The sequence below is a fragment of the Rhizobium sp. BK049 genome (genome assembly GCF_014193135.1).
GTDB lineage: Bacteria > Pseudomonadota > Alphaproteobacteria > Rhizobiales > Rhizobiaceae > Rhizobium.
On sequence record NZ_JACHYV010000006.1, the window covers coordinates 22,001 to 39,991 of the forward strand.

Annotated in this window: 16 protein-coding genes and 1 riboswitch; of the genes, 10 read left to right on the forward strand and 6 right to left on the reverse strand. The window is 60.9% G+C overall.

Annotation, left to right across the window (positions count from 1 at the left end; all coding sequences use genetic code 11):
• The first annotated feature begins 63 nt into the window (after positions 1-63).
• Positions 64-1,965: a murein L,D-transpeptidase gene (locus FHT70_RS08045; protein ID WP_183700141.1), complete on the forward strand. Its 1,902-nt coding sequence runs from the start codon at positions 64-66 to the stop codon at positions 1,963-1,965.
• Between the two features lie 293 nt (positions 1,966-2,258).
• Here FHT70_RS08045 and FHT70_RS08050 read toward each other — a convergent pair whose 3' ends face one another.
• Positions 2,259-2,963, reverse strand: coding sequence for an HAD family hydrolase (locus tag FHT70_RS08050; RefSeq protein WP_183700143.1), 705 nt, complete (start codon positions 2,961-2,963; stop codon positions 2,259-2,261).
• A 238-nt stretch (positions 2,964-3,201) separates the two neighbouring features.
• On the opposite strand from FHT70_RS08050, the gene rpiA reads away from it, so the two are divergent.
• The 3 genes from rpiA to FHT70_RS08065 all read left to right on the forward strand — a co-directional run bounded on the left by rpiA (position 3,202) and on the right by FHT70_RS08065 (position 4,870).
• Entirely contained in the window at positions 3,202-3,900 is a 699-nt protein-coding gene (gene rpiA, locus FHT70_RS08055; protein WP_183700145.1) for a ribose-5-phosphate isomerase RpiA, read from the forward strand.
• Between the two features lie 15 nt (positions 3,901-3,915).
• Positions 3,916-4,491, forward strand: coding sequence for a DUF2059 domain-containing protein (locus tag FHT70_RS08060; protein ID WP_097599180.1), 576 nt, complete (start codon positions 3,916-3,918; stop codon positions 4,489-4,491).
• Positions 4,492-4,585: 94 nt separating this feature from the next.
• Entirely contained in the window at positions 4,586-4,870 is a 285-nt protein-coding gene (locus FHT70_RS08065) for an acylphosphatase (protein ID WP_183700147.1), read from the forward strand.
• 40 nt (positions 4,871-4,910) lie between these two features.
• Here the strand turns inward: FHT70_RS08065 and FHT70_RS08070 are convergent, their stop codons facing one another.
• Positions 4,911-5,144, reverse strand: coding sequence for a hypothetical protein (locus FHT70_RS08070; RefSeq protein WP_020921455.1), 234 nt, complete (start codon positions 5,142-5,144; stop codon positions 4,911-4,913).
• A 187-nt stretch (positions 5,145-5,331) separates the two neighbouring features.
• On the opposite strand from FHT70_RS08070, the gene gor reads away from it, so the two are divergent.
• Positions 5,332-6,717: a glutathione-disulfide reductase gene (gene gor, locus FHT70_RS08075; RefSeq protein ID WP_183700149.1), complete on the forward strand. Its 1,386-nt coding sequence runs from the start codon at positions 5,332-5,334 to the stop codon at positions 6,715-6,717.
• A gap of 6 nt (positions 6,718-6,723) precedes the next feature.
• Here the strand turns inward: gor and FHT70_RS08080 are convergent, their stop codons facing one another.
• On the reverse strand, positions 6,724-8,007 hold the full coding sequence (locus FHT70_RS08080; RefSeq protein WP_183700151.1) for a pilus assembly protein TadG-related protein: 1,284 nt from the start codon (positions 8,005-8,007) through the stop codon (positions 6,724-6,726).
• A gap of 187 nt (positions 8,008-8,194) precedes the next feature.
• Between FHT70_RS08080 and FHT70_RS08085 the strand changes: the two genes are divergently transcribed.
• Positions 8,195-9,568, forward strand: coding sequence for a 3-deoxy-7-phosphoheptulonate synthase class II (locus FHT70_RS08085; protein ID WP_183700154.1), 1,374 nt, complete (start codon positions 8,195-8,197; stop codon positions 9,566-9,568).
• A 55-nt stretch (positions 9,569-9,623) separates the two neighbouring features.
• On the opposite strand, the gene FHT70_RS08090 is transcribed toward FHT70_RS08085, so the two are convergent.
• Positions 9,624-11,462: an ABC transporter ATP-binding protein gene (locus FHT70_RS08090; protein WP_183700156.1), complete on the reverse strand. Its 1,839-nt coding sequence runs from the start codon at positions 11,460-11,462 to the stop codon at positions 9,624-9,626.
• A gap of 286 nt (positions 11,463-11,748) precedes the next feature.
• Between FHT70_RS08090 and FHT70_RS08095 the strand changes: the two genes are divergently transcribed.
• On the forward strand, positions 11,749-12,150 hold the full coding sequence (locus tag FHT70_RS08095) for a GFA family protein (protein ID WP_183700158.1): 402 nt from the start codon (positions 11,749-11,751) through the stop codon (positions 12,148-12,150).
• Positions 12,151-12,167: 17 nt separating this feature from the next.
• Here FHT70_RS08095 and FHT70_RS08100 read toward each other — a convergent pair whose 3' ends face one another.
• Positions 12,168-12,698, reverse strand: coding sequence for a DUF1003 domain-containing protein (locus FHT70_RS08100; protein ID WP_183700160.1), 531 nt, complete (start codon positions 12,696-12,698; stop codon positions 12,168-12,170).
• 189 nt (positions 12,699-12,887) lie between these two features.
• Between FHT70_RS08100 and FHT70_RS08105 the strand changes: the two genes are divergently transcribed.
• From FHT70_RS08105 to FHT70_RS08115, 3 genes are all read left to right on the forward strand, one after another.
• Positions 12,888-14,567 carry an NAD+ synthase gene (locus FHT70_RS08105; RefSeq protein ID WP_085778377.1) on the forward strand — a complete coding sequence of 560 codons (1,680 nt, stop codon included), beginning with the start codon at positions 12,888-12,890 and terminating at the stop codon, positions 14,565-14,567.
• A gap of 80 nt (positions 14,568-14,647) precedes the next feature.
• Positions 14,648-15,478 (forward strand): PD40 domain-containing protein, encoded by an 831-nt coding sequence (locus FHT70_RS08110; protein ID WP_183700162.1) that lies wholly within the window; start codon positions 14,648-14,650, stop codon positions 15,476-15,478.
• A gap of 140 nt (positions 15,479-15,618) precedes the next feature.
• The gene (locus FHT70_RS08115; protein WP_183700163.1) at positions 15,619-16,185 is read left to right on the forward strand and encodes a hypothetical protein; all 567 of its coding nucleotides are present in this window, start codon (positions 15,619-15,621) and stop codon (positions 16,183-16,185) included.
• A gap of 227 nt (positions 16,186-16,412) precedes the next feature.
• Here the strand turns inward: FHT70_RS08115 and FHT70_RS08120 are convergent, their stop codons facing one another.
• A complete protein-coding gene (locus FHT70_RS08120; RefSeq protein ID WP_183700165.1) occupies positions 16,413-17,480 on the reverse strand; it encodes a 3-deoxy-7-phosphoheptulonate synthase in 1,068 nt (355 codons plus the stop codon).
• Between the two features lie 319 nt (positions 17,481-17,799).
• Positions 17,800-17,987: riboswitch (cobalamin riboswitch) on the forward strand.
• Positions 17,988-17,991 lie beyond the last annotated feature (4 nt).

Below are 17,991 nucleotides of genomic sequence, written 5' to 3' on the forward strand. Positions count from 1 at the left end.
TACGCTGCTTGAGTTTCGCGGGATTTGAGCTGAGAACAGCATGACATCGGGACTGGAATATATATGACGTTCGTTTTGAAAAGCGCGGTATCCGCATTGGCAGTTTCCTGCGGCCTGGCAATGATGGCCGCTCCCGCGCATGCCTATACGCTGATGGATATGCTGCGCGGCGACAGGCAGCGGACCCAGAGCACCATTTTCATGGATCAGATGCCGCCCGGGCGTGTGGCGCCACGTGGCGGCGAAGGCGGATCACTTGGCGGGCTTGATCCGGAGGCGCCGCTGCCGAAGGTGAGCGGTCCGCGTTATTACACCTATAAGACCGAAGCCCTGCAGTTCGTCGATACCAGCAAGTTTGCCGATCCTATCGTCACTGGTGCGGTTGCTGAGGTTTCTCCTGGGAGCGATTCCGAACCGGTGGTGCAGCGCCGCTTCCTGGCGCAGGCCAAGGTTCGTGCCAATGCCGACGTCGCCAAGGCGCTCGAAACCTATTACAGCGACAGCCGCAATCCGCTCGTCTGGGTCGACGGCAACCAGATCAACGAGCGCGCCCAGTCGGCAATGGCGGCCCTGGCCGATGCGGCTTCCGTGGGTCTCGACCCTGCCGATTACGCCGTGCAGGCGCCGGCGGTCGATCCGGCCAATCCCGATCCTGCTGCGCGCGACCGGGCGCTGACGCAGTTCGAGCTGGAACTTTCGGCCAAGGTGCTTGCCTTCGTGCAGGACACGGTCCGCGGCCGCATCGATCCGAACAAGATTTCCGGCTATCACGATTTCCAGCGCAAGGTCGTCAATCTGGCGCCGGTGCTGAAGCTTGCCCGCATGAGCCCCAATGCCGGCGCCTACATCGCCAGTCGTTCGCCCGATAGTACGCAGTTCGAGGCGCTGAAGGCGGAGCTTGCCAAGCTTCGCGCTGCCGATAGCAATGAGGAGCAGATCGTCATTTCGCTCCAGGGCCTGCTCAGACCCGGCGACAGCTCGCCCGAGATCGCCAATATCGTCAAGGCGCTGCAGAAGCACGGGTCCGAGACACTGAAGACCGATCATGCGGCGACGTTCGCAGCTTACGCCGGAGGCAGCGACTATTCGCCAGATATCGTCTCACTCATCGAGGACTTCCAGAAAGAGCACGGCCTGAAGCCGGATGGTGTTATCGGCCAGGCGACGGTGCGCGCCATGACCGGCGGCGACACCAATGCCTCGAAGATCGACAAGCTCGTCGTCGCCATGGAACAGGTCCGCTGGCTGCCGGAAGATCTGGGTTCCCGTTACGTCATGATCAACCAGCCGGCCTACATGGCCTACTACCACAATGACGGCAAGGAACAGCTGTCTATGCGCGTGGTGGTCGGCGGCAAGAACAACCAGACCTATTTCTTCAACGACGAGATCGAGACGGTGGAGTTCAACCCGTTCTGGGGCGTGCCGCAGTCGATCATCATCAACGAAATGCTGCCGAAGCTGCGCTCGGACCCCAACTACCTCGATCAGCTCGGTTATGAGGTTGAGGTGAATGGCCATGCCGTCGCCTCGTCCAGCGTCGACTGGTACGGCTCGACCGCGAATGTTTCGGTGCGCCAGCCGCCAAGCGGCGATAACGCCCTCGGCGAACTCAAGATCCTGTTCCCGAACAGCCACGCGATCTACATGCACGATACGCCCTCGAAGAGCTTCTTCAAGCGCGACATGCGGGCGCTCAGCCACGGTTGTGTCCGTCTTGCCAATCCGCGCGCGATGGCGGCCGCCGTGCTCGGCACGACGGTTGACGATGTCGCCAGGCAGATTGCAAGCGGCCAGAACCATGCGGTGAAAGTGCCGCAGAAGATCCCGGTCTACGTCTCCTATTTCACCGCCTGGCCGAACAAGGACGGCGTGGTGGAGTATTTCGATGACGTTTACGGCCGTGACGCCTATGTCGAGAAGGCTTTCGACGCGACGACCAAGGCGCGTGGGGCGCAGATCTAATACTGGTTTATTGGGCTATTGAATGGGCGGTCTTCGGGCCGCCCGTTTCGTTATTGGGGTGTCTGCGTGCTGCAATATGAGGATCGGATGCGCCGTGCCGCTCCCTCATCCGACCCTTCGGGCCCCCTTCTCCCCGCTGGGTAGAAGGGGAACAAGCGGCGCACACCTCGTAACAATGGGACGTTTTGATGGGAGCAGGGGATCAGAGGCTTGTCCCTTCTACCCAGCGGGAGAAGATGCCGGCAGGCGGATGAGGGGCTACAACTGCAGGGCATCGGCGAAGTTTCCAGCCCTCAAACAGCAACCTTCTCCGCATGCTCCCGCAGCAGCCTTTCCACCAACTCCACCGTCAGTTCATCATAGTGCGTGATGATCACGTCCGGGTTCAAAGTCGAGACCGGCACATCCGAGTAGCCGAAGGGCACGGCAATCGACGGCACGGCGGCGTTTCTGGCCACGGCGATATCGTTGATGCTGTCGCCGATCATCACGGTTCGGGAAATATTGCCGCCGGCGCGCTCGATGGTGCCGGTGAGGTGACGGGCGTCGGGCTTGTGGTATTGGAAGGTGTCGCCGCCGATGACTGCTTCGAAATAGTGGGCGAGGTCGAGCTTGCCGAGCAGACCGAGCGCGAGGCTCTCCATCTTGTTGGTGCAGACGGCGAGGCGGTAGTCAGCGGATTTCAGGCGGTTCATCGCGGCGACCAAACCGGGATAGGGTTCCGTATGGCCGGGCATATTGCCGGCATAATGGGCGACGAAGCGTTCCACCAGCAGCGGCAGGCCGTCTTCCGCGAGCGAATGGCCGCGCAGCCGGCAGGCGCGCTCGATCATCACCCGCGCTCCCTGGCCGACGAGGTGAGTGAGGTCGTCATAACTGACCGGTTCGAGGCCGAGGGCTGCGATCGTATGGTTCAGGCTTTCGACGAGATCGGCATGGGTGTCGAGAAGGGTGCCGTCGAGATCGAAGACGACGAGCGGGGCGGGGGCAGGGGTCAAGGGGTTTGCCTCTTTGAGCGATGGGCGTCTTGCGAGCGGCTTCGATGGACGACGCGTCATTCCCAGGAATGATGATATCGGTAGGCGATCGCGGGGACGAAAGCAACGGCCTGAGGATTAGCGGTAAGCCGCAGGCGTTTGTTTCGGCTTTTCATTTTCCGTGATGATTTTGACTTTCGTTTGCCAGGCGAGCCGTGTAAACAGCACACCCAACGCAATAATTCGGAGCTGGCGGCGCATGGATGCGCGCGAAATGAAGATCAAGGCCGCCGAGGCCGCGCTCGCCCATGTCGAAAGCGGGATGCGACTCGGCATCGGAACTGGGAGTACAGCGGAAGAATTCGTCCGTCTGCTGGCGGAGAAGGTCGCAGGCGGCTTGCAGGTCGAAGGTGTTCCGACGTCCGAACGGACGGCGCGGCTCTGTGTCGAGCTCGGTGTGCCGCTGAAGTCGCTCGACGAGCTGCCGGCGCTCGATCTGACGGTTGACGGTGCCGACGAGGTCGATCCGGCGCTCAGGCTGATCAAGGGCGGCGGCGGCGCGCTGCTGCGCGAAAAGATCGTCGCCGCCGCTTCGCAGAGGATGATCGTCATTGCCGACGAGAGCAAGCTGGTCGAGACACTCGGCGCCTTCGCGCTGCCGATCGAGATCAATCCGTTCGGTCTCGTCTCGACGCGGATCGCCATTGAAAAGGTCGCCGCTCGGCTCGGGCTTTCCGGCGAGCTCAACCTGCGCCAGTCCGGTGACGGAGAGTTTACCACGGATGGCGGCCATTACATCATCGATGCATCTTTTGGCCGCATTCCTGATGCAGAGGCGCTTTCGAGCGAGCTGAATTCCATACCCGGCGTCGTCGAACACGGGCTCTTTATCAATATGGCGGCACTTGCGATCATCGCCGGTCCTGCGGGTGCGCGCACGCTGCAGGCAAACAGATAACAGGAGCATACACTTATGATGAACATTGCAGGTCTTGGCCGTCTTGCCGCTGCGACCATCGTTCTTTCCGGGCTTGCCTTCGGCTCCGCCGTCAAGGCGCAGGAAGTTTCCGAAGAGCAGCTGAAGGCTGCGCGCGCGGCGATTGACGCGATCGGCGCCACCGCCCAGTTCGACAATATCCTGCCCGGCCTCGCCGAGCGCCTGAAGGCCGGCCTGATCCAGGATTCGCCGAACTATCAGGACATCATTTCATCGACCGTCGACGCGCAGGCGCTGAAGCTGGCGCCGCGCCGCGGTGATCTGGAAAAGGAGGCGGCGCTCACTTATGCCAAGGCCTTCACGGTCGACGAGCTGAAGGCGATTGCGGATTTCTATAATTCCGACGTCGGCAAGAAGCTGCTGCGCGATGGTCCAGTCGCCTCCCGCGAAACGGCCAAGGCTGCCGACATCTGGGCGCAGGGCATTTCGCGAGACCTGGAAAAGCAGAGCAATGCCGAGCTGTCCAAGGTCATCAAGGCGCCACCGCCGGCAACCGAGAGCCCAGTGGCCCCTGCACCCGCTCCGGCGCCGGCCCCGGCTGCCCAGAAGTAAGGGCTGCCTCCGCAGATTTGCAAAAGCCCGGCATCGTCCGGGCTTTTTTGTTATGATGGATACGGCAATAACGGCGAGGTTTTGGTGAGGCTACATGTCCGATCATCACGAGGCGGTGCAAGTGCGGATATCAGGCAGGGTCCAAGGTGTCGGTTTTCGCATGTGGACTCGCGATGAGGCGCTGCGGCTCGGCGTAACGGGTTGGGTGCGCAACGAAGCGGACGGATCTGTCTCCGTCTTGATCGCTGGAGCGGATAATGCGATTTCGACGATGATCGAGCGTTTGAGGCGCGGACCTGCAGGGGCATCGGTCTCAAGCGTCGAGACGGAAGCGGCTCAGCTCGAGAATATGCCGAGGGATTTCCGCATTACCGGCTGAGAGCGTCAAATCCTCGAGAGAGAAAATACGCCACGGGCGATCAGCCCCAATCCTTCGAACTCTTGGCCAGCTGCCATACGCCGGTCTCATCCGGCTCTACGCGCTTGTTGCCGCGGTAGAAGATCGGCAGCCCTGTTTTCTTGTCCATGGCAAAGCGGCTTGGCGTGAATTTTTCGCCCTCGTGGCCCTGGATGGCGAGGTTGAGCGCTTCCTTGAACTTGCCGGCCCTGCACAGGTTGGCGAAGAGAGTTTGATCCATCTTTTGCTCCGGCATCCTTTCAGTCTCGTGCATTGCCTGCCAGCCTCTGCCGACGCGGTCAACCGTAAACGGTGACCGGGGCACCTTCCGATCAAGATTCGGCCATGGAGTACGGTAAGACGCAGCAGCGGGGCTTTTGTTTTTATGATGATCACCCCTATATCAGCAACGTCCTTCCAGCGATTCCCTTCCGGAGCTTCTCATGTCTTCCTATGATTACGACCTTTTCGTCATCGGCGGTGGTTCCGGAGGCGTGCGCGCTGCGCGCGTCGCCGCCTCGCTCGGCAAGAAGGTGGCGATTGCCGAGGAATATCGCTATGGCGGGACATGCGTCATCCGCGGCTGCGTGCCGAAGAAGCTCTTCGTCTATGCTTCGCAATTCCACGAGCACTTCGAGGATGCGGCGGGTTTCGGCTGGACGGTCGGCCGAAGCAGCTTCGACTGGAAGAAGCTGGTGGCCGCCAAGGATGCGGAGATCGCGCGGCTGGAAGGCCTCTACAAGAAAGGGCTCGCCGGCGCCAATGCCGAGATTCTGGAAACGCGCGCTGAACTCGTCGATTCCCATACGGTGCGGCTCGTGAAAACAGGGCAGACGGTGACGGCTAAGACGATCGTAATCGCCACCGGCGGACGCCCGAACCCGCATGTCGCGCTTCCCGGACACGAGCTTTGCATTTCTTCCAACGACGCATTTCATCTCGAGGAACTGCCGAAATCGATCGTGATCGCAGGCGGCGGTTACATCGCCGTGGAATTCGCCAATATCTTCCATGGCCTCGGCGTGGCGACGACACTGATCTATCGCGGCGCCGAGATCCTGTCCCGCTTCGACGAGGATCTAAGGCGGGGGCTGCACGAGGCGATGGTCGCCAAGGGCATCCGCATCCTCTGTCATGACACGCTGCAGCAGGTTTCGAAGACCGACGATGGGCTGGTGCTGGAGACGCTGAACAGCGGCACGCTGCAGGCCGATGTCGTGATGCTTGCGCTCGGGCGCGATCCGAATGCGGAAGGCCTTGGCCTCGAGGCAGCCGGCGTCGCCATCGACGAGCGCGGCGCCATCATAGTCGATGATTATTCCCGTACAAACGTCGAAAATATCTATGCTCTCGGTGATGTCACCAATCGGGTACAGCTGACGCCGGTGGCGATTCACGAGGCGATGTGCTTCATCGAGACCGAGTACAAGAACAATCCGACCCGGCCGGACCATGACCTGATCCCCACCGCCGTCTTCTCACAGCCCGAGATCGGCACCGTCGGCCTGTCGGAAGAGGAGGCGGGCAAGCGTTATGGCGAGCTCGAAGTCTACCGGGCCCAGTTCCGGCCGCTGAAGGCGACGCTTTCGGGCCGGTCCGAGCGGATGATCATGAAGCTGATCGTCGATGCGGCGAGCCGCAAGGTGGTGGGGGCTCATATCCTCGGGCACGATGCCGGTGAGATGGCGCAGCTGCTCGGCGTCACGCTCAAGGCCGGCTGCACCAAGGACGATTTCGACCGGACGATGGCGCTGCACCCGACCGCGGCCGAAGAGCTCGTCACCATGTATGCGCCGAGCTACCGCATCCGTGATGGGCAGCGCCTCTGAGCCCTGTTAACTGGTGATGCGCGGCGCGCGGATGACTTTGAGGAAAAGCGCCTTCATCGCGTCGGCGATGCCGTCGGTCGGCGTGACTTCGAAATAAAGGCCGGGCGAGGCGCAGGCCTGCATTTTCGTCGGTATCTCGCTCTGGAAGGGCTTGATCCAGGTGTTGTACCAGTTGTTGCTGGGCAGCGGCAGGTAAGTGGTATAGAGCACGGCGATCTTGACGCCTCGGTCCTTCAGCGGCTTGCAGAAAGACGTGTCGATCGGCTCCTGGCAGCGACCGCCGGTCGTCTTCTTGGTACATGTCGAGGGCTTGTAGCTGTCGCCGACGCCGTCGGCGACGAAAAACAGGATTTTTTCAGGGCTGATATTCGAGGTTCCGTCGCCCGCGGGGTCGATAATAGTGTTGATCTGCGTCATCGCGCTGTCGAAGCTCGTGAGCTGGTCACTGTTGTAATTCTGGTAAGGAATTGTCATCAGGTCGACCGCGTCGGTATAATTCTTGACTTTTGTCAGGTCGGAGGTGAGGCCGGAAATCGTCGTCAGCTTCGCGTCCTCGGCTTTGGTGCCGAAAGTGTAGACACCCATCCGAAACTGATCGCTGCTGACGCGTTCGGCCTTGGCCGTATCGGTCAGCGCCTGGGTAGCCTGGCGAACCACGTCGATGCGCATGGTGACGCCGAGGCTCTTGGCTATGGTGTAGTTGTTGGTGCTCTGGTCCATCTGGTGACAGGCGAAAGCGCAGCCGGTCTTGGCTTGCAGCTTCGAAACGTCGGTCGCGGTCGCGCCGACGCCCATGGAAGGCGTGTTGTCGAGCAGGATGTAGAAATCCATGAAGGCGGCAGTCTGGTATTCAGCTGTCGCCGTGCCGGAGATGGTTATCGAATCCCGGCCAAAAATGCGCATGAAGGTAGTCGGCATAGTCGCGGTGAAGGAAACTTGCGAGTTCAGCTTATTGGCGGTCTTGGTGACGTCGATGCCGAGATCGATATGAATGTCGGTCAGTTCACCCGACGTCTGCGACATGAAGATGTTGCGGGCGTCGGTGTTGCCAAGCGAGACCGTGCCGTTGCCGTTCATTGTCATTGCGGCGGCGACCGCGCCCGATTTTTCGGCGATCGAACCGACGGCCGCAGCATCGGCGGCGGCGTAGAGCTGCGTTCTCAGGCTCAGTGCGTGGGCCACATCCACCGCCATGCCGGCCGCACCCACGAGCGGCACCATCAGCAATGCCGTCATGATGCCGAAATTGCCCGAGCGGTCCAATATGAAGCCGGGCGGAAGGATCGCCATGACATGTCCCCGAATTGAAACTCCTTCAGCTTCTACATGCAAAGTCTGAAATATGGGGAAATCGACATGGTATATGCTGGTTTAAAGCTTCCGGTGATTGGCCTTTGCAAGCTTGATCTAAAGGTCTATAAGCCGCCGGATATTAAGACAGGGCATCCGAGGAATGGATGTGAGTGAGGTTGGTAAAATGGCAGAGAACTGGACCCCGAGCAGCTGGCGGCAGAAACCGATCCTGCAGGTTCCCGAATATCCCGATGCAGCCGCTTTGGCGGCAACAGAGGCCACTCTCGCCAGCTATCCGCCGCTCGTCTTCGCAGGCGAAGCGCGCCGCCTGAAGAAGCATCTCGCCAATGTCGCTGAGGGCAACGGTTTTCTCCTGCAGGGCGGCGACTGCGCCGAGAGCTTCGCCGAACACGGCGCCGACAACATCCGCGACTTCTTCCGCGCTTTCCTGCAGATGGCTGTCGTGCTGACCTTCGGCGCGCAGCTGCCGGTCGTCAAGGTCGGCCGCATCGCCGGCCAGTTCGCCAAGCCGCGCTCGTCGAATGTCGAGAAGCAGGGCGACGTGACGTTGCCCGCCTATCGCGGCGACATCATCAACGGCATCGAATTCACCGAGGAGTCGCGCATTCCGAACCCGGAACGCCAAGCCATGGCCTATCGCCAGTCGGCTGCGACGTTGAACCTCCTGCGCGCCTTTGCGATGGGCGGTTACGCCAACCTCGAAAACGTGCATCAGTGGATGCTCGGCTTCGTCAAGGACAGCCCGCAGGGCGAGCGCTACCGCAAGCTTGCCGACCGCATCAGCGAAACCATGGATTTCATGAAAGCGATCGGCATTACCTCGGAAAACCACCCGAGCCTGCGTGAGACCGATTTCTTCACCAGCCACGAGGCGCTGCTGCTCGGCTACGAGGAAGCGCTGACCCGCGTCGATTCCACCTCCGGCGACTGGTATGCCACGTCAGGTCACATGATCTGGATCGGCGACCGCACGCGCCAGGCAGACCATGCGCATATTGAATATTGCCGCGGCATCAAGAACCCGATCGGCCTGAAATGCGGCCCGTCGCTGCAGGCCGATGATCTGCTGCAGCTGATCGACATTCTGAATCCCGCTAACGAAGCGGGCCGTCTGACGCTGATCTGCCGCTTCGGCCATGAAAAGGTCGCCGAAAACCTGCCGCGTCTCATTCGCGCCGTCGAGCGCGAAGGCCGCAAGGTCGTCTGGTCCTGCGACCCAATGCACGGCAACACGATCACGCTCAACAACTACAAGACCCGTCCCTTCGAGCGAATCCTGTCGGAAGTCGAAAGCTTCTTCCAGATTCACCGCGCCGAAGGCACACATCCAGGCGGTATCCATGTCGAGATGACCGGCAAGGACGTGACGGAATGCACCGGCGGCGCCCGCGCCGTCACAGCCGACGATCTGCAGGACCGCTATCACACCCATTGCGACCCGCGCCTCAATTCCGACCAGGCGCTCGAACTCGCCTTCCTGCTTGCCGAGCGGATGAAGGGCGGCCGCGACGAGAAGCGCATGGTCGTCAACGGCTGAGGATAGCCCGAAACAGATGATGAAAAGCCCGGCTCGACCGGGCTTTTTATTGGCTTCAGATGCTGGCCTGAACGCTGTGCAGGTTGGCGTAGACGCCTCCTTGCGCCATCAGATCATCATGCGTGCCCTGTTCGACAATGCCATCGCCCGTCAGGACCAAGATGCGGTCGGCGTGGCGGACGGTCGACAGGCGGTGGGCGATGACCAGGGTGGTCCTGCCATTCGCCAGACTGAGCAGCGCCTGCTGCACCGCCCGTTCGCTCTCGTTGTCGAGGGCGCTGGTCGCTTCGTCGAAGATCAGGATTTCCGGATCTTTGAGGAAGGCGCGGGCGATGGTGATGCGCTGGCGCTGGCCGCCCGAAAGCTTGACGCCGCGCTGGCCGATATCGGTGTCATAGCCGTTCGGCAGAGCCATGATGAAGTCGTGCGCATTGGCGGCGCGGGCGGCCGCTTCGAGCTCGCCATCGGTCGCGTCCAGCTTGCCGTAACGCAGGTTTTCCGCAACGGTGCCGGCAAAGAGATAGACGTCCTGCTGCACCACCCCGACATGGCGTCGCAGCGAAGCCAGAGTGACGTCGCGGATATCGGTTCCGTCGATACGGATCGCCCCAGCTTCGACATCGTAGAAGCGCGGTATCAGCGCGCAAAGCGTGCTCTTGCCCACTCCAGAAGGGCCGACCAGCGCGACAAACTCTCCGGGGGCGATGGTGAGGGAAAGCCGCTCCAGCACCCTCGGACCATCGGCTTCGTAGCCGAAGGCGACGTCGGAAAAACTGATCTCGCCCCTTGGCGCCGGCATTGGACGGGCGTCCGGTCGATCGGTGATATCGGGATCGATTTCCAGGATCTCCATGGCTCTCGTGAAGCCGGTATAACCCTCCTGCCAGAGGCGCACGAAATTCGCGAGCCGCTGCACGGGATCGACCAGCACGCCGACGCAGAGCAGGAAGGTCAGCATATCCGGGACGGTAAGGTCCGCTGTCAGGATGCGCAGGCCTCCTGCGATGATCACCAATATGGTGACGAGCTGGGCGAAGGTTTCGGTGCCTACCGAAAACCAGGCCTCGCTGCGGTAGCCGTCGGCGCGGCTTTGCAGGAAACGCTGGTTTTGTGCGGCGAAGCGCTGCCGTTCCAATGCTTCGTTGGCGAAAGACTGGACGACACGGATGCCGGCAAGCGCATCCTCGACACGCTCGTTAACGGCGGCGACCTGGCGCTTGCTGGCTTCGAGCGCATGGTTCATGCGCCGGTTGAAATAGAGTGCATAGGCCACCGCCACCGGAGTGAGCAACAGGATGAGGGTTGCCAGCAGCGGGTCGATGAAGAACAAGACCAGCATGGCGCCGCCATATTTCAGGACGGCAATGGAGAGATCCTCGGGGCCGTGGTGAAAGAGCTCGCCCAGCCAGAGGGAATCGTTGGTGATGCGGCTCATCAACTGCCCGGTGCGTTGGCCATCGTAGAAGCTGAAGGACAGCTTCTGGTAATGCTCGAAGAGTTCCTGCCGCACCGTCGCCTCGATGCGGGCCCCCATGACATGGCCGCGATAATCGACGAAGAAGATCGCCGCTATCTGGACCGCGAGAACGGCCAGCATCACACCGCCCATGGCAAGGATCTGAGCGAAGGCGTCGGGGGCGTCCGGCAGAGCGAGAAGCCGGCTCGTGACGATGTTGGCGCAGAGGGGCAACGCCACGGCGGTACCGGCCACGAGGATGGCGCAAAGCAGATCCGCCAGCAGCAAAGGCAGATGCGGGCGGTAATAGGAGATGAACTTTCGAATACGCGACCAGCGCCGCTCGCGTTCAGCGGCGTTCGAATCGTCGCGGAAGAAGTTCAGGAAGAGGTTATGGCGTCGCGAGCTTTTCCTCGCGCGAGAGAACCGAATATTCATGAGGCAGAACTTCCTTGTGTGCGATGTTTCCTTTCTGTCTGGACAGGGTCGCTCTCATGTCAGTCTCCCAGGGGTTGAATAAATTGAGCCACCAGTATCACCGAGATCAGCGCCCGGTTCAACGCGGTGACGAGAGGAGATCGGCGGGTGTGGTCAACGGGCAACATCCGGCGACCGCCGGCCAATCGTGAACGCTTCAAGATTTCTGATCGCTTATTCAGGGGAATGGATTTGACGACGAGGTCTCGTGGCCGCAAGTTTCTCCAGGAGCGAGGAGAGAGCTATCATGAGCGAACAACATCTAGGCGGCTGTCTTTGCGGCGCCGTGCGATTTTCAATTCGGGCAAAGCCCGGGCCTGTTGTCGGTTGCCACTGTTCGCAATGCCGCCGCCAGACGGGACTTTATTATGCTGCGGTCAACGTGCCGCGCGCGGCGCTTTCGGTGGAAGATCCCGGCGCAGTCCGGTGGTATCGGTCGAGCGGCGAGGCGCAACGCGGCTTCTGCGGCAATTGCGGCTCCGCGCTGTTTTGGCAGGGGGATGAATCGCTGGAAGTTTCGGTCCTGGCCGGAGCCTTCGATGAACCGAGCGGCCTTGCCTTCAGCCATCACATTTATTGCGCCGACAAGGGTGATTTCTACGAGATAACGGATGGCCTGCCGCAATATGACAGGTATCCACCCCGTTGATTTGAGGATGCCCCGCATCAGGTCTTGGCTGCGAGCGCGGCGCTGAGACGAGCGACGTCTTCGCGCAGCGCCGTCAGCTCCGTCAGGACGCGCATATCGATCTTCTGGTGCAAGGAGAGCACTTCGAGTTCGGCCTTGAGATTGACTTCGTAGTCCTTGGCCGCCTCGAAGCGGTCGCGCTCGGCCTGACGATTCTGCGACATCATGATGATCGGCGCCTGGATGGCGGCGAGCATCGACAGGATCAGGTTCAGGAAGACGAATGGGTAGGGATCGAAAGCGCCGCTCGCCAAAACGATAGTGTTGATCGCCGTCCAGACGACGAGGAAGGCCATGAAGCCGAGGATGAACGACCATGAGCCGCCGACACGGGCGATGCTGTCGGCGATACGTTCTCCAAAAGAGGCCTCGGCAGAAAAGGCGGCGTTGACGTCGGTCGAGATGATCTTGCGCTCGTGCGCTTTCGCCAGCACGCGCTTTTCCGTGTCGCCGAGTTCGTCGGCCGGTTTGTCGAAATGATGGTGCACGAAGTTCGAAAAGTTATTCATGGCCTGTTTCCAATGACCGTTATCGATGCTGCCGCTTTCATGCGTCAGTATTCCGCTCCGCCGGTAAATTGCAATGCATCGGTGCCGTAAGCCTCCAGCAGGCCTGTTCACAAAAAATTCGTGAGCCGGATGCAACGCTTTGGCCGCGAACGTGTTGCGGTAACGGGAGCCGCAGGCTAAACAAATGACATGACACAGGAAAACGCTCTCTCCGATATCTTCCGCATCGCTATCGGCCAGCTCAATCCGACGGTCGGCGATGTCGCCGGCAATCTTGCCAAGGCACGTGAAGCACGCGCTGATGCGGGCCGAGAGGGCGCGCATCTGCTCGTGTTGACCGAGCTTTTTATCTCCGGCTACCCGCCGGAAGATCTGGTGCTGAAGCCGGCCTTCATCCGTGCCTGCTGGAAGGCGGTGGAAAGCCTTGCGGCCGACACCGCCGATGGCGGGCCGGGCGTCATCATCGGTTTTCCCCGGCAGGACCAGACCGGACGCTATAATTCCGTCGCCGTGCTTGACGGCGGCAAGGTCGTCGCGGTGCGCGACAAGGTCGATCTGCCGAATTACGGCGAGTTCGACGAGAAGCGGGTCTTCGTGCAGGGGGCCATGCCGGGGCCGGTGAATTTCCGCGGCGTGCGGCTCGGCATTCCGATCTGCGAAGATATCTGGGGTGATCTCGGCGTTTGCGAGACGCTGGCCGAAAGCGGGGCGGAGATCCTGCTGTCCCCGAACGGGTCTCCCTATTATCGCGGCAAGGTCGATATCCGTCACCAGGTGGTACTGAAGCAGGTGATCGAGACCGGCCTGCCGCTGATCTATGCCGCCCAGCTCGGAGGGCAGGACGAGCTCGTGTTCGACGGGGCGAGCTTCGCCTTCAATGCCGACAAATCGCTCGCCTTCCAGATGAGCCAGTTCGAGACGGCACTTGCTGTGACGACGTGGAAACGTGGGGAAGCCGGCTGGCGCTGCGCCGAAGGACCGATGGCGCGTATTCCCGAGGGCGAGGAGGCCGATTATCGTGCCTGCCTGCTCGGCTTCCGCGACTACGTCAACAAAAATGGTTTCAAAACCGTCGTTCTCGGCCTTTCCGGCGGCATCGATTCGGCGATCTGCACAGCGATCGCGGTCGATGCTCTCGGAGAGGAGCGGGTGCGAACGGTGATGCTGCCCTATCGTTACACCTCGGAAGATTCACTGAAGGATGCAGCCGACTGTGCCAAGGCGCTCGGCTGCCGCTATGACATCGTACCGATCGAGCAGCCAGTAACCGGCTTCAGCAGCGCGCTGTCCAACCTCTTCGAGGGAACGGAGAGCGGAATCACCGAGGAGAATTTGCAGAGCCGCGCGCGCGGCGTCATCCTGATGGCGATTTCCAATAAATTCGGCGCGATGGTGGTGACGACGGGCAACAAGTCGGAAATGTCGGTTGGTTACGCCACGCTCTATGGCGACATGAATGGCGGCTTCAATCCCATCAAGGATCTTTACAAGATGCAGGTCTATGCGCTGGCGCGCTGGCGCAACGAGAATGTGCCGCCGACTGCGCTCGGGCCGTCGGGCGAGGTGATCCCGCAGAATATCATCGACAAGGCACCCTCGGCCGAGCTTCGTCCGGACCAGAAGGACCAGGATTCGCTGCCGCCCTATCCCGTCCTCGACGATATTCTCGAGTGCCTGGTGGAGAAGGAAATGGCGGTCGAGGAGATCGTCGCGCGCGGCCATGACGTGGCGACCGTTCATCGAGTCGAGCACCTGCTCTATCTCGCCGAATATAAGCGCCGGCAATCGGCGCCGGGCGTTAAGATCACGAAGAAGAACTTCGGCCGCGACCGACGCTATCCGATCACCAACCGGTTCCGGGATCGCTGACGTGATCGTGATCGCTGACGCAGTCGGGATCACTGACGCAATCGAGATCGCTGACGCAATCGACATATCAGGGAGGCAACATGCGCAGCTCGGTCGAGATCTACAATGTCAGGACGGGCAGGGCTCGCGAGGTCTGGCAGACGGACAGGCTGGTGGAAGCGCCGAATTTCTCGCCCGATGGCTCCTATCTCCTGCTGAACGGCGACGGGCTGCTCTTCCGGCTGCCGCTCGATGGCGGCGAGGTGGTGAAGGTCGATACGGGCTTTGCCGTCAATTGCAACAATGATCACGGCATTTCGCCTGATGGCACTGAGATCGTCATCTCGGACAAGACGGAATTCGGCAAGTCGACGATCTACATCCTGCCGGTCGAAGGCGGCACGCCGCGGCTCATCACGCAAAACCAGCCGTCCTATTGGCATGGCTGGTCACCGGATGGCCGCCAGCTCGCCTATTGCGGCATTCGCGACGATCTTTTCGACATTTATACGATCTCAGTCGACGGCGGCTTCGAGACGCGGCTGACGCATGGCGAAGGCCGCAACGACGGGCCGGATTATTCCGCCGACGGCCAATGGATCTATTTCAATTCCAGCCGCACCGGGCTGATGCAGATCTGGCGCATCCATCCGGATGGCACAGGCCTCGAACAGGTGACGTCGGACAATCACGGGAACTGGTTTCCCCATCCATCGCCCAAAAACGACAAGGTGCTGATCCTGTCCTACGATCCTTCGGTCTTCGACCATCCGCGCGATCTCGACGTGCGGCTGCGGCTGATGGATATGGACGGCGGCAACCTGAAGACGCTGTTCGAGCTTTTCGGCGGGCAGGGCACGATCAACGTGCCCTGCTGGTCTCCTGATGGCGAGGAATTCGCCTATGTCCGTTATTTCCCGGTGAGATCTTGAGACGGGCGCGCCGCCATTTGATGACGGGGCGGTGGGTATCTGATGACATCGAGAGGCCTACTCGAACATTTTGCTGGAAACCGTTTCAGAAACGGGCTGTCTTTTGACGCAAACATGAAGATGAACCTGGAGGTATAGACTTGCTGGCTGTCTTGAGATGCGCGTGGACGCTGCGTGGTTTCACGATTGCCGGCTCCGCGGTGGCAATGGGTTTCACGCTCGCAGGATGTTCATATCTTTTTGTCCGTGGTGTCGAGGGAAGCTACCTCGCAACGGGTGCTCCGATGCTCGGAAAGGTGATCGCAAGTAACGAGAGTGAGCAGACGGGGGGAACGATTGAGATCGGCTCGGCCGAAAGGCAGCAATGCAAGGGTCGCTACAACGTATCGCAGGTGAAGACAAATTTCTGGAAGCTGGAGACCGGCGAGCGAACCTATCGGGGGAAGATCTACTGTCTGGATGGTCGAGCAGGGGCGTTTGAACTCATATCGAAGGATAAGGGGAAAACCGGCTCGATCACCGGCCAAATCAATGGCGAGGCATTTCAACTCGATATGTTCGAATCGAAGAGCCGTAAGTGCATGACGGACGAATGCAGATGGGGCTTGAAGTGGACTTACGAAAACGAGCGCGACGACATGCGTACCTATTACAGGGTCGCGACTGAACACGAGCCCGATTCAATGAATCCATGGCTGCTCTTTTAAATCTGCTCCTATTCCGCGTGCTGGTGGCCCCTGATCCACCCCTAGCGGCGTGGCGGCGGGTTGGTAACCCCAGGTTGCTCGTAGCAGCTTTCAAATCGGAACTTGGATCGATCATCCGGGCGTGAGTTATCAAGCCATATCCGGTAGGCGTAGCCTGAGATAACCGGGTTGACCCCCACCGCCCTGTTGGGCGGCGGGTGTCTGTCCGCCGCGCTTGATACTGTCTATCAGGCTGCGACGGCGGCCTTGCGCCGGGCGCGGGCGGATTGCGCCAGGTCTCCCAGGGTCGCCACCGACATGTCCCAGTCGATGCAGCCGTCGGTGATGGACTGGCCGTAAACCAGCGGCTTGCCGGGGATGAGATCCTGGCGGCCGGCGACGAGGTTGCTCTCGATCATCATGCCCTTGATGTGATGGTTTCCGGCGGCGATCTGCGCGGCCACGGATTTGACGACGGGCGGCTGGTTCATCGGATCCTTGCTGCTGTTGGCATGGCTGGCATCGATCAGGATGCGCGGGGTCACGCCAAGCTTGACGGCTTCGCCGACCACTGCTTCGACGTCGGCCGCTTCATAGTTCGGCTGTTTGCCGCCGCGCAGGATGATGTGGCAGTCCTCGTTGCCGGTGGTCGACGCGATGGCCGCCTGTCCGTCCTTGGTCACGGCGGGGAAGTGATGCGGCTGCGAGGCGGCCAGGATCGCATCGAGTGCGACGCGGGCGCTACCATCGGTGCCGTTCTTGAAGCCGATCGGGCAGGAGAGGCCGGAGGCGAGCTGGCGATGGATCTGGCTTTCCGTCGTGCGCGCGCCGATCGCGCCCCAGCTGACGAGGTCGGCGATGTATTGCGGCGTGATCGTGTCGAGGAACTCGACGCCCGCGGGAAGCTCCATGGCATTGATGTCGAGCAGCAGGCGCCGGGCAATGCGCAGCCCTTCCTCGATGCGGTAGCTGCCGTCGAGATGCGGATCGTTCATCAGGCCCTTCCAGCCGACGGTGGTGCGGGGCTTTTCGAAATAGACGCGCATGACGATTTCGAGATCGTCGGAGAAGCGCCGTCGCTGCTCCTGAAGTCGTGCGGCATATTCCCGGGCGGCAATCGGGTCATGGATGGAGCAGGGGCCGATGACGACGATCAGGCGATCGTCCTCGCCCTGGAGAATCTTATGGATCGCAGCACGATTGCTGGTCACGGTTTCGGTGACCACGGCGTCGCGGTGGATTTCCGCAATGATATCGGCGGGTTTGGTCAGCGGGGTGATCTCGAGGATACGCAGATCATCGATGGTATCGGGCACGGCATGGCTCCTGTTTGGTCATACCGTGCGGAACAAAAAAGCCGCCAGGTAGACTAGCGGCTGTTCGGGTTGTCGTCGCGTCGAATTCAGTTACGCACGGACCCGCATCCGCTGGGAGCAGCGGTACGAATAAAATCGCGAGGCGTAGATTGAAGTCGTCGACATCCGGCGTATGTAGCGTCGCGGTCGCCCATTGTCACGCAAAATTTGCGAGCTGGCATCGCCGTTCGGGGCGGCTGGCGATCCGCTCCTGGATCACCCCTCTGCGATGGAGGTTTCAGGTTCGGTCTGCCTGTACTTGCCGCCGCGCTGGTTTCCTGAAATAGATGCGCCGTCAGGTGCCCGCCGTCCAGGCGGGAGAATCGGGAATCCGGTGCAAGGCCGGAACGTGCCCAACGCTGTAAGGCCGACGTCTGCCGCTTCATCACGCCACTGGCTTTTGCCGGGAAGGCTGCGGCAGATGGATGAAGCCAAGTCAGAAGACCGGCCTGGCGAGATAGACCCAACCCGC

Excerpts from the sequence above, each read along its gene's own strand:
- FHT70_RS08045 (WP_183700141.1), top strand. The coding sequence starts at position 64 with ATGACGTTCGTTTTGAAAAGCGCGGTATCCGCATTGGCAGTTTCCTGC.
- rpiA (WP_183700145.1), top strand. The coding sequence starts at position 3,202 with ATGGATGCGCGCGAAATGAAGATCAAGGCCGCCGAGGCCGCGCTCGCC.
- FHT70_RS08060 (WP_097599180.1), top strand. The coding sequence starts at position 3,916 with ATGATGAACATTGCAGGTCTTGGCCGTCTTGCCGCTGCGACCATCGTT.
- FHT70_RS08065 (WP_183700147.1), top strand. The coding sequence starts at position 4,586 with ATGTCCGATCATCACGAGGCGGTGCAAGTGCGGATATCAGGCAGGGTC.
- FHT70_RS08070 (WP_020921455.1), bottom strand. The coding sequence starts at position 5,144 with ATGCCGGAGCAAAAGATGGATCAAACTCTCTTCGCCAACCTGTGCAGG.
- gor (WP_183700149.1), top strand. The coding sequence starts at position 5,332 with ATGTCTTCCTATGATTACGACCTTTTCGTCATCGGCGGTGGTTCCGGA.
- FHT70_RS08080 (WP_183700151.1), bottom strand. The coding sequence starts at position 8,007 with ATGGCGATCCTTCCGCCCGGCTTCATATTGGACCGCTCGGGCAATTTC.
- FHT70_RS08085 (WP_183700154.1), top strand. The coding sequence starts at position 8,195 with ATGGCAGAGAACTGGACCCCGAGCAGCTGGCGGCAGAAACCGATCCTG.
- FHT70_RS08090 (WP_183700156.1), bottom strand. The coding sequence starts at position 11,462 with ATGAATATTCGGTTCTCTCGCGCGAGGAAAAGCTCGCGACGCCATAAC.
- FHT70_RS08095 (WP_183700158.1), top strand. The coding sequence starts at position 11,749 with ATGAGCGAACAACATCTAGGCGGCTGTCTTTGCGGCGCCGTGCGATTT.
- FHT70_RS08100 (WP_183700160.1), bottom strand. The coding sequence starts at position 12,698 with ATGAATAACTTTTCGAACTTCGTGCACCATCATTTCGACAAACCGGCC.
- FHT70_RS08105 (WP_085778377.1), top strand. The coding sequence starts at position 12,888 with ATGACACAGGAAAACGCTCTCTCCGATATCTTCCGCATCGCTATCGGC.
- FHT70_RS08110 (WP_183700162.1), top strand. The coding sequence starts at position 14,648 with ATGCGCAGCTCGGTCGAGATCTACAATGTCAGGACGGGCAGGGCTCGC.